This window comes from Methylobacterium pseudosasicola (genome assembly GCF_900114535.1).
Taxonomy (GTDB): domain Bacteria; phylum Pseudomonadota; class Alphaproteobacteria; order Rhizobiales; family Beijerinckiaceae; genus Methylobacterium; species Methylobacterium pseudosasicola.
The window spans coordinates 1-8354 of record NZ_FOTK01000091.1 but is presented as its reverse complement, the minus strand read 5'-3'; the positions used below and the strand labels follow the sequence as shown (position 1 = coordinate 8354).

Sequence of the window (8354 nt, the reverse complement as noted above, 5' to 3'; positions counted from 1 at the left end):
CTAGGCCGGCATCGGTGGGTGGTGGAGCGCACGCACGCTTGGTTCAATCGCTTCCGTCGGCTGCCCGTGCGCTACGAGCGACGTGCAGACATCTACGAAGCCTTCACCAGCCTCGCTGCCAGCCTCATCACACTCAACCAGATCAGACGGTTCTGTTAGGCGCTCTTATTCGCGAGGAAGGCATCGACGGCTTCGCCGTGACGCGCGCGGATCACGGCCTCCGCCTCTGACCAGCCCGTGGCCATCCGAAGGGCGGACGGCTTGCCGGACGTACGGCTTTTGAGATCCTGAAGGCGTCGGTCGGCGGCGGCGAGGCGGCGCCAGGTCTCGGGGGATCCCGGATCGTCCGCATGCTCCGCGACCTTGGCGCGGTAGATGTCCCCGGCCAGGGCCTGGACCTGCTTGCCGGTGAGTGGCTGCTGGCCCTTGCGCAGGTTCGCCCAGCGCTCTTCCAGCTTGTAGATCTCGGCGAAGTGGCGTGCTTTGGCCTCGGTCGGATCCTTGGTCCCGAGCGAAACTTTCTCCTCGCTCTTGCCCACAGCCTCAACGAGCTCGGCGGGCACGCGCCTGCGGAGGTAGTAGACGCCGGTCTTGGGGTGCTTCCAGGGTCGGGGCATCGGAAGAGGCACTGTGTACCACCTGTGTGTACAACAGGCGGATCAAGAAAGCCTTACCGTGCAACCACTTCTGGAAGATCAGGCACTTAGAAGGGTGCTTGGCGGAGAGGGGGGGATTCGAACCCCCGATGCCCTTGCAGGCATGCCGCATTTCGAGTGCGGTGCATTCAACCGCTCTGCCACCTCTCCAAAGCCTTGAGATCATTGCAAAATCGGCGCTTTTGCAGGTCGGTTGTAAACCCTGCTTGCTACCGGATTGCTACCCAACACTCCGTGGGCGCTTCTCTAGCGCCAGAGATAGGGCCTCGTCAACGCGGGCGACGGCCTCTTCCTGCATCCCCGGCAGGACGTGGCTGTAGAGGTCCATGGTTATGCCGACCCGTGAGTGCCCGAGCCGCTCCGAAGCCACCTTCGGGTGCACGCCCTTCGCGAGCATGTGGGTCGCGTGGGCATGTCTAAGATCGTGCAGCCGGATCTTCGGCAGGTCGCTCGACGCCGCAAGCGTGCGCCAGGCCTGCGTCAGGGTGCGGGGCTGTACGGGCTCGCCATCCTCACGCGTGTAGAGGTGGGTCGCCTCGGTCTGGCGCACGCCGATCGCCAGCAGTTCCTCGGCCTGCTGGACACGGAACAGCCGCAGGCGAGCAGTCAACATCGCCGGCAGCGTAACGACCCGCCCCTTGCCCGACTTGGGCACCTTCGTGCGGACGCCTTCCTTGGTCTGCTCGATGCTCTCCGAGACCGTCAGACTTCCGTTCGCCAGGTCGATGTGGCGCCAGCGGAGCGCGACGATCTCGCCGCGCCGCAGTCCGCAGAGGACGGCGATCATCACCGGGATCAGCAGCCGGGACTTCTCCAGGTTGTCCAGGAGGACGATCGTCTGGTCGAGGTCGTAGGTGTTCATCCCCTTGCGCTCGACCACTGGCGGGTCGACGGCTTCGGCCGGGTTGCGAGCCGTCAGCTCCCACCGGACGGCCTGCTTGAGAGCCTTCTTGAGCAGGCGATGCATGAGGACGACGGTCGCGGGTGCGAGGCCGCCTTTGCCGTCACGACGCCCGCTCGTCAGGGCCTTGGTGTAGACCGCGGAGATCTGCGCCGGTCGCAGCTTGGTGAGGTGCACGCCACCCAGCGCCGGGATCAGGTTCTTCTTGACCACCTCGGTGTAGCGCTCGTGCGTCTTGGGGGTCACCTGCGATTTCGCGTGGTCTATCCAGCGCAGCAGGAGGTCGCTCATCAGGATCTTGTTCGACTCCACATAGCCGCCGTTCTGGATCTCGGTGATAAGCCTGGCGCACTCTTTCTGCGCTCCTCGCTTCGTTCCCTTGAACGAATGCCATTTCCGCTTGCGCTTACCGGTCTCAGGATCGCGGATATCGAGGATGATCGCCCAGTTGCCAGGCGAACGCTCGCGGATGTGGCCCTTCATTTCTTCCTCCTCTTGCCGGTCTCACTCATCGATTTGTGCTGTTCGGCATACGCAGCGTCCCTGCGGAGCTTCCATTCTTCTTCGGATGGCATGGCCTTCTGGGCGTTCTTCAAGGCACCCTCTGCGACTTTGCCGATCTTGCGCTTGAGCATGGCCGCCAAGTGGTCGTCGTTGGTCCCCTGGTCGAGACGCAAGCTCTCATCTGCTTCCGTGATTGCTTTCCAAAGCGCAATTGGCAAATTCTTACTTGTAAAGTCCATCATCTCCTTCTCGATGGGAGATGTTTCAGACATCGGCGCGGGACGCATAGACTCCAGGATGCCGTTTACGGTCTTTAGCATTACCTCGAAATGCTCAGGACTACGCCTCCAATCGTCCGCGCCGCTAAATGGCACGTACTGTTGCTGCATTGCTAGCGAGATCAGGCGCATAAGCCAAAATTGCTCAACACTGCCAAACGCATCTTCCATGCGTCGATCTTGTATAAAGCTGTCGGAAAGACGCCGCTCAACTTCCTGAGACAGGGAATGTCCGGCTCTCACCGCGGCCTCATCGAGCTTTTCTCGCAGCTCCGGCCGGATCCGCGTCGTGAAGACGGATGACTTCCCATGGATGGTGCCGGTTGGGGGGCGCCCGCGGCGAGCTTTCATTCCGGTCCTCGAATTTGTCTTCGCGATTGTAGTCGCACCCGTTGCGACCGCCGACGATTCGAGCAGATTGTATGCGGAAACCGAAGACATTCAAGGAGCACTTCGAATGACAGCCAACGAGCGGGGACAGACCGGCGCGAAGACGATCAGCGTCGAAGAGGCAGGGCGCTGGCTCGGCGTCAGCCGGAACACAGCCTACGAGGCCGCGGGGCGGGGCGAGATCCCGACGATCAAGATTGGGCGGTTGCTGCGGGTGCCGGTGGCGCCGTTCGAGCGGATGCTCGGCCTGTCCGCGAACAGCGCGGAGGCTGCTTGAGCCATGAAGCAGAAAACCCGCGCACAGCGCGGGCTGCGGCGGGTCTCCAAGAATGTCTACTGCCAGGTGGACGCTCAGAGAGATACGCCAGCCCAGGCGCTTCGACAAGACTATCTCGCAGTCCGCTTCGGATTGACGCCGTCTATCGCTGGCGTCGTGGCCGAGCTGGCGTTCCCCCAGGTCGACAGCTGGCGGGGTGCACGATGACGTCGACCCTTACCCGACAGCAGCGGCGCGCCATGCAACGCCACGCCGCCGAGGCCGACCGCGCCGTAGAGGGCGATCGTCGCTTCTTCGCTCGCTGGCCCGATCGCACCTACCGCATTCGTCTGCTCTCGCAGGCCGAGCGGCGGCAGGTCGAGATCTTCCAGGGCAAGCCGCTCCGGCCGGAGCCGGACCAGGCCGTGTTCACGGTGATGAAGCAGCTCGCCCCGGGCGTGCGGATGCGAGCGACCGTGATCGGGCCCCTGGAGAGCATCGGCGAGGAACTGACCGACGCCGAAGCTGGGTCGATCTACGAGAGCTACGCCGACATCCACCCCGCCATCCGTCAGCGCGAAGCCATGATGCGCGCGGCCGTGTGTCAGCCCCGCGGTGCCTCGCAGGACGGAGGCGGCCGATGACGGATCACTTCCGCCTTAACCCCACCGAGCTGCGCCTCGCCCTGCGCGAGCGCGGCTACCACCCAGTCCCGGTCACGGGGCCGACCATGAATGTGAAGGACGCCGGCAAGCGGCCCCAGCTCCCCGATTGGCAGCGGCGCTGCCTCGATGCCTCACCGGAGGAGATCGAGCGCTGGGCGCGCCGGTATCCCGACAACACCAACACCGGCCTGCTGTGCGGCCGCATGGTGGGCGTCGACATTGACGTGCTGCGCCCCGAGTTGTCGGGGGCGCTCGCAGACCGGGCACGCCAGTTGCTCGGGCCGACGCCGCTGGTGCGGATCGGACGTGAGCCGAAGGTGCTGCTCGGCTACCGGCTCGATATCCCGACCGACAAGCTCCAGACGGCCGCGCTCCACTTCACGGACGATCCGTTGGAGAAGGCGACCAAGGTCGAGCTGCTCGCTCGGGGGCAGCACTACGTCGGTTTCGGCGTGCACCCGGAGACGCAAGCCCCCTACCGCTGGCCCGACGCCTCGCCGCTGAACGTCGACTTCACCGACCTGCCGGAGGTCACCGAAGGTCAATTGCATCAGCTAGTGGCTGAGGCCGAGGAGATGATCCGTGAGGCTGGCGCCGCGACCAAGCGCGAGCGCAAGCAGGAGGGCAAGAAGCGCGAGGACAAGGGGCGGCGCGCCGCTGGGTTCGGACTGCATCAGAGGCCGGACCGGGCGACGATTGAGGATGCCCTGGCGCACGTGCCGAACGACTTCGATTATGACGGCTGGGTCCGCATTGGATTCGCGCTGTACGACGGCCTCGGCGAAGTCGGGCGCGATCTCTGGGAGGGCTGGTCCGCGACCTCCTCGAAGGACGACGCCACGTTCACCTCGCGGAAGTGGTCCAGCTTCGCCAGCGGACGGTCAGTGACCATCGCCACGCTGTTCTGGCACGCAGTCGAGGCCGGATGGCGCCGTCAGGGTACCGGTCGGAGCGGGGCACCGAAGCAGGATCGCGCCGAACGCCGCGCCAACGCGGATCCGGAAGCGGCCCCGCAGGAAGATGACGAGCGTCCGATCGTGCGGTTCATCGCCGGCAAGGTGCCGGAGGCGGTCGACCGCATGGAGGAGCTGCTGCTGAAAGCCGGCATCGAGATCTACTCTCGCGCCGGCGCCCTAGTTCGACCGGTGCTCGACGAGGTGCCTGCTGCGAAGGGCCGGATGACCACAGTCGCCCGAATGTCTCCGCTGGTGGCGGTCAGCCTCGCCGACATGGCCGCGCGCATCATGCGGGTGCAGCGGTTCGACCGCCGCGCCGAGGATTGGCTCGACATCAACGTGCCGGCCGAGATGACCCTGACGCTTCTCGCTCGCGAGGGGCAGTGGCGCGTCCCGCCGGTGGCCGGCATCATCACCACGCCGACACTGCGTCCAGACGGGTCCCTGCTTACCCAGGCGGGCTACGACCCGGCGACGCGGCTCTACCTCGCTCTGGATCCGGACTTCACCATGCCGGTGTTGTCTGAGCGACCGGATAAGGTGGAGGCGCTGCGGGCCCTGGCGTTGATCGAGGAGCTGCTCGCCGGCTTCCCGTTCGTGGACCACGTCGACCGGTCCGTGGCGTTGTCGGGGATCCTGACGGCGCTGGTGCGCGGTGTACTGCCGACGGCACCGCTGCATGCGTTCCGGGCAACGACTGCTGGGACGGGCAAGAGCTTCCTGGTCGACCTCGCGGCCGTCATCGCCACGGGCCGGCGCTGCCCGGTGATCGCCGCTGGGAAGACGGAAGAGGAGACCGAGAAGCGCCTGGGCGCACTGCTGCGCGACGCGGTGCCGGTGGTCAGCATCGACAACGTCAACGGCGAGCTCGGCGGCGACATGCTCTGCCAGCTCACCGAGCGCCCCTTGGTCCGGGTGCGGATCCTCGGCAAATCGGAGGCGCCCGAGCTGGAGTGCCGGTCGACCACCTTCGCCACCGGCAACAACCTCGTGCTGACCGGAGACATGACCCGGCGCGCCTTGGTCTGCTCCCTGGACGCGGGTGTTGAACGCCCCGAGCTGCGAGCCTTCGACTTCGACCCGCTCACCGAGGTGCTGGCTGACCGCGGCCGGTATGTGGCTGCAGCGCTCACCGTGATCCGCGCCTATCGCATCGCCGGCTCGCCGAAGGTGTGCGGCGCGATCGGATCCTACGAGGATTGGAGCGACATGGTCCGCGCCCCGCTGATCTGGCTCAACCAGGCCGATCCGGTCGCGAGCATGGAAACGGCCCGAGAGGAGGACCCGGAGCTGTCCGCGATCCGCGAGCTGTTCGGGCAGTGGCGCGAGCACCTGAGCCTGTCGAGCGGATACACCACGAACGCCATCATCAAGGCGGCCTGCGAGAAAGGCCCAGGGTCGAGCTTCGACTACAACGTCCAGGAGTTCCGAGCCCCGGAGTTCCGCGACCTGCTGCTTCGGCAGGCTGGCGAGGGCGGCGCGGTGAACAGCCGGCGCCTCGGCAAGTGGCTGTCCCGGATCAAGGGACGCGTCGTCAGCGGTCACCGGATCGAGATGCGGGAGGACGGGAGCAACGGCAACCGCTTCTCCCTCTGCCAGCTGGAACCAAACCGCTACGCTCAGGAGCCGCAATTCTGATGCGCGCGCCATCCGACCATAGGGGTTTCAGGGGTTTTAGGGGTTTGTTTTCAGCCAACGCGGCAAACTGTCAGATCGTTTTCGTATTCGTGTCTGTGTGTAAGGCGAGTGCGCACACACATGACAGTTTACGTGTAGCGGCTGAAACTAACCCCTTAAACCCCTTAAACCCCTATCCGGCAGGCGAGGTGCTGCTCAGGGGGTTAGATGCCGACGCTGGCCGCCCCTGCATCAGCCGCCTGCTTGGCCGACGCGCCATCGCGCAGCGCTGCAGCTATGGCGGCCGAGGACATGTCGATCGCGCCAGCTCGCTCGTCGCCGAAATCCCTCATGCTGTTCGCGTTGGATCCGACGCGCGCATGGAAGTTGTCCGGGAAGCGCTTGTTGATCCGATCCCGCAGCATGTCGGTCGCGGTGCGGTAGTCGCCGGTGAAATCCTTCGGTGTCTTACCCGATCTTGCGCCAGCCCCCGTGTCATCCGTCGAAGCATGCAATTGATGGTTTTCCCCGGCAGCAGGTCTAGCCGACATGAATTCGGCGAACTGCGAAACCAATCTTTTGATGCTATTCATCGGACATCTCAAGCAGAGCAGCGGATATCGCCGCATCAGAACTTACGTAGCACGCGCTCGCAGGCCCAAAGTTCCGAGGTGCTGCTATGACGCCCGCCGAGTGGGCTTCCCTCCTCGACGTGGTGGCCAAGGTCGAGGCGATCGAGGCGCACCATGCCGGTCGCATCCATCGCGACCCGCGCGGGCTGAAGCTGGCGCAGGAAGCCGTCCAGGCGCTGCGGAGCACGGTGGCGACGGCGGCACCTATCACGCCCGCCCTGAGCCAGCCTGAGCGGCCCGACTGGGTTCGGGTGTCCCACGCTCCTCGCTTCCTGCCGATCAACGTGACGGCCGCTCGCATGCGGGCCAAGCGCGGCCAGGCCAGCGGCACCGGACGGAAGGTCGGCAGGCATTGGGAGCTGCACCTGCCGAGCCAGCCCGAGGTCGCGCATGGGTAGGGCCCGAGCGACAATCCCTCAGGTTGCACAGTGCAATATATGCAACCATAGGTTCTTCCACTGGCCGGGAGGGGTGACGGTCACGCGCGAGGCTCGGGCCTTTCCCAGCGATGAATGGCCGTAGGGCCACCACTTTTCACAGGAGAAATCTGCACATGGCCATGTCTCGCAAGCTCTGGGCGATCAACGGACTGGCGGTCGAGCTCGATAGGGATCGTCGTGTCGTCGCCGATGCCGTCGGCCACTTGCCGCCGGACGGTAAAAGCGCTGGCCGCCCGGCGTGGTTCATGTCGACGGCAGTCCGCGCACTTACCGTTGGAGGCGACAGCGACGGAATGCTTGACCCGGCGCAGGAGCGTGCTCGGAAAGATCGAGCGCTGGCCGAACAGACCGAGATGAAAAACGCTGAGCGCCGGGGCGAGCTCGTCAATATCGAGGAGGTGGGCGTCGCCGTAGAGCGGGAGTTCTCGGTGGTCCGAGAGCGCTCGCTCAGCATCACCGGCAAGCTTGGTGACAAGCTGTCGCCCGAGCAGCTGAGATGGGTGGAAGATGAGATCCGCGAGGCGCTGTCTGATCTTTCCAACGGTGAGGACATCGAGCCGGTTCAGCGGGCGAAAGCGCAAGCGGTCAAGGCAAAGCGCCGTGACTAAGAAAAAGCTGACCTGTTTAGTTTCTGTTTAGTTCGCAGCCTCGCAGAGCTGGCCGATACTGATCCTGTCGATAGCCGGACCTCATCTCCCCGGCATGTCGGCAGGAGCGGTGCCCTCTAACCTCCGGGGTGGGCGAGGGCGCCGCTCCCTAGATTTGGGGGAACGGCATGCTCGGACTACGGAACAAGAAGGCTGGCCTGGAGGCGGCGCTTCAGGATCTTGAGACCCGCCGCTCGGGTGTGGTCCGCCGGCTGGAGGCCGCGGCCATGAAGGCTGAGGAGGCGATCGCCGCACAGCGCGCGTTCTTGGTCGACACGAACGGCGAAGACGCGGCGATTGCCAAGCGCCTGGCCGACGCCTGCCGGCGGACCGCCGACGAGCGCGCAGCCTTGGACGATGCCGCCCGCACCCTGAGCGAGCAAGTCGCGCAGGCAAAGGACGCCCTTGAAAA

At 65.2% G+C, this 8354-nt stretch carries 11 protein-coding genes and 1 tRNA gene; 7 read left to right on the top strand and 5 right to left on the bottom strand.

Features of this window, described 5'->3' with window-relative positions; all coding sequences use genetic code 11:
* A partial coding sequence (locus tag BM228_RS32680; RefSeq protein WP_139234337.1) for a transposase occupies nucleotides 1-159 on the top strand: 159 nt, incomplete at its 5' end.
* On the opposite strand, the gene BM228_RS32675 is transcribed toward BM228_RS32680, so the two are convergent.
* From BM228_RS32675 to BM228_RS32660, 4 genes are all read right to left on the bottom strand, one after another.
* Nucleotides 156-617 carry a DUF6538 domain-containing protein gene (locus BM228_RS32675; protein ID WP_342030197.1) on the bottom strand — a complete coding sequence of 154 codons (462 nt, stop codon included), beginning with the start codon at nucleotides 615-617 and terminating at the stop codon, nucleotides 156-158. The two genes, BM228_RS32680 and BM228_RS32675, sit on opposite strands and share 4 nt — an antisense overlap.
* A gap of 99 nt (nucleotides 618-716) precedes the next feature.
* Nucleotides 717-806, bottom strand: a tRNA-Ser gene (locus BM228_RS32670).
* Between the two features lie 70 nt (nucleotides 807-876).
* Nucleotides 877-2040, bottom strand: a complete 1164-nt coding sequence (locus BM228_RS32665) for a tyrosine-type recombinase/integrase (RefSeq protein ID WP_092047420.1) — start codon at nucleotides 2038-2040, stop codon at nucleotides 877-879.
* Nucleotides 2037-2510 carry a hypothetical protein gene (locus BM228_RS32660; protein WP_092047418.1) on the bottom strand — a complete coding sequence of 158 codons (474 nt, stop codon included), beginning with the start codon at nucleotides 2508-2510 and terminating at the stop codon, nucleotides 2037-2039. The genes BM228_RS32665 and BM228_RS32660 overlap by 4 nt, the downstream gene beginning before the upstream one ends.
* 118 nt (nucleotides 2511-2628) lie before the next feature.
* Here BM228_RS32660 and BM228_RS35745 point away from each other — a divergent pair, with 118 nt between their 5' ends.
* The 3 genes from BM228_RS35745 to BM228_RS32645 all read left to right on the top strand — a co-directional run bounded on the left by BM228_RS35745 (nucleotide 2629) and on the right by BM228_RS32645 (nucleotide 6244).
* On the top strand, nucleotides 2629-3006 hold the full coding sequence (locus BM228_RS35745) for a helix-turn-helix domain-containing protein (RefSeq protein ID WP_244537433.1): 378 nt from the start codon (nucleotides 2629-2631) through the stop codon (nucleotides 3004-3006).
* A 239-nt stretch (nucleotides 3007-3245) separates the two neighbouring features.
* Nucleotides 3246-3629, top strand: coding sequence for a hypothetical protein (locus tag BM228_RS32650; RefSeq protein ID WP_092047414.1), 384 nt, complete (start codon nucleotides 3246-3248; stop codon nucleotides 3627-3629).
* A complete protein-coding gene (locus BM228_RS32645; protein WP_092047412.1) occupies nucleotides 3626-6244 on the top strand; it encodes a PriCT-2 domain-containing protein in 2619 nt (872 codons plus the stop codon). The genes BM228_RS32650 and BM228_RS32645 overlap by 4 nt, the downstream gene beginning before the upstream one ends.
* Nucleotides 6245-6447: 203 nt before the next feature.
* On the opposite strand, the gene BM228_RS34375 is transcribed toward BM228_RS32645, so the two are convergent.
* Nucleotides 6448-6816, bottom strand: a complete 369-nt coding sequence (locus BM228_RS34375; RefSeq protein WP_139234336.1) for a hypothetical protein — start codon at nucleotides 6814-6816, stop codon at nucleotides 6448-6450.
* A gap of 86 nt (nucleotides 6817-6902) precedes the next feature.
* Between BM228_RS34375 and BM228_RS32635 the strand changes: the two genes are divergently transcribed.
* The 3 genes from BM228_RS32635 to BM228_RS32625 all read left to right on the top strand — a co-directional run.
* Nucleotides 6903-7253: a hypothetical protein gene (locus tag BM228_RS32635; protein ID WP_092047408.1), complete on the top strand. Its 351-nt coding sequence runs from the start codon at nucleotides 6903-6905 to the stop codon at nucleotides 7251-7253.
* Nucleotides 7254-7408: 155 nt separating this feature from the next.
* Nucleotides 7409-7903: a hypothetical protein gene (locus BM228_RS32630; RefSeq protein ID WP_092047406.1), complete on the top strand. Its 495-nt coding sequence runs from the start codon at nucleotides 7409-7411 to the stop codon at nucleotides 7901-7903.
* A gap of 167 nt (nucleotides 7904-8070) precedes the next feature.
* The coding region (locus tag BM228_RS32625) for a hypothetical protein (RefSeq protein ID WP_139234335.1) at nucleotides 8071-8354 on the top strand (284 nt) is incomplete at its 3' end.

Bases quoted from the DNA above. Each gene is read 5' to 3' on its own strand.
- BM228_RS32675 (WP_342030197.1), bottom strand. From the start codon at position 617: ATGCCCCGACCCTGGAAGCACCCCAAGACCGGCGTCTACTACCTCCGC.
- BM228_RS32665 (WP_092047420.1), bottom strand. From the start codon at position 2,040: ATGAAGGGCCACATCCGCGAGCGTTCGCCTGGCAACTGGGCGATCATC.
- BM228_RS32660 (WP_092047418.1), bottom strand. From the start codon at position 2,510: ATGGAAGATGCGTTTGGCAGTGTTGAGCAATTTTGGCTTATGCGCCTG.
- BM228_RS32650 (WP_092047414.1), top strand. From the start codon at position 3,246: ATGCAACGCCACGCCGCCGAGGCCGACCGCGCCGTAGAGGGCGATCGT.
- BM228_RS32645 (WP_092047412.1), top strand. From the start codon at position 3,626: ATGACGGATCACTTCCGCCTTAACCCCACCGAGCTGCGCCTCGCCCTG.
- BM228_RS34375 (WP_139234336.1), bottom strand. From the start codon at position 6,816: ATGAATAGCATCAAAAGATTGGTTTCGCAGTTCGCCGAATTCATGTCG.
- BM228_RS32635 (WP_092047408.1), top strand. From the start codon at position 6,903: ATGACGCCCGCCGAGTGGGCTTCCCTCCTCGACGTGGTGGCCAAGGTC.
- BM228_RS32630 (WP_092047406.1), top strand. From the start codon at position 7,409: ATGGCCATGTCTCGCAAGCTCTGGGCGATCAACGGACTGGCGGTCGAG.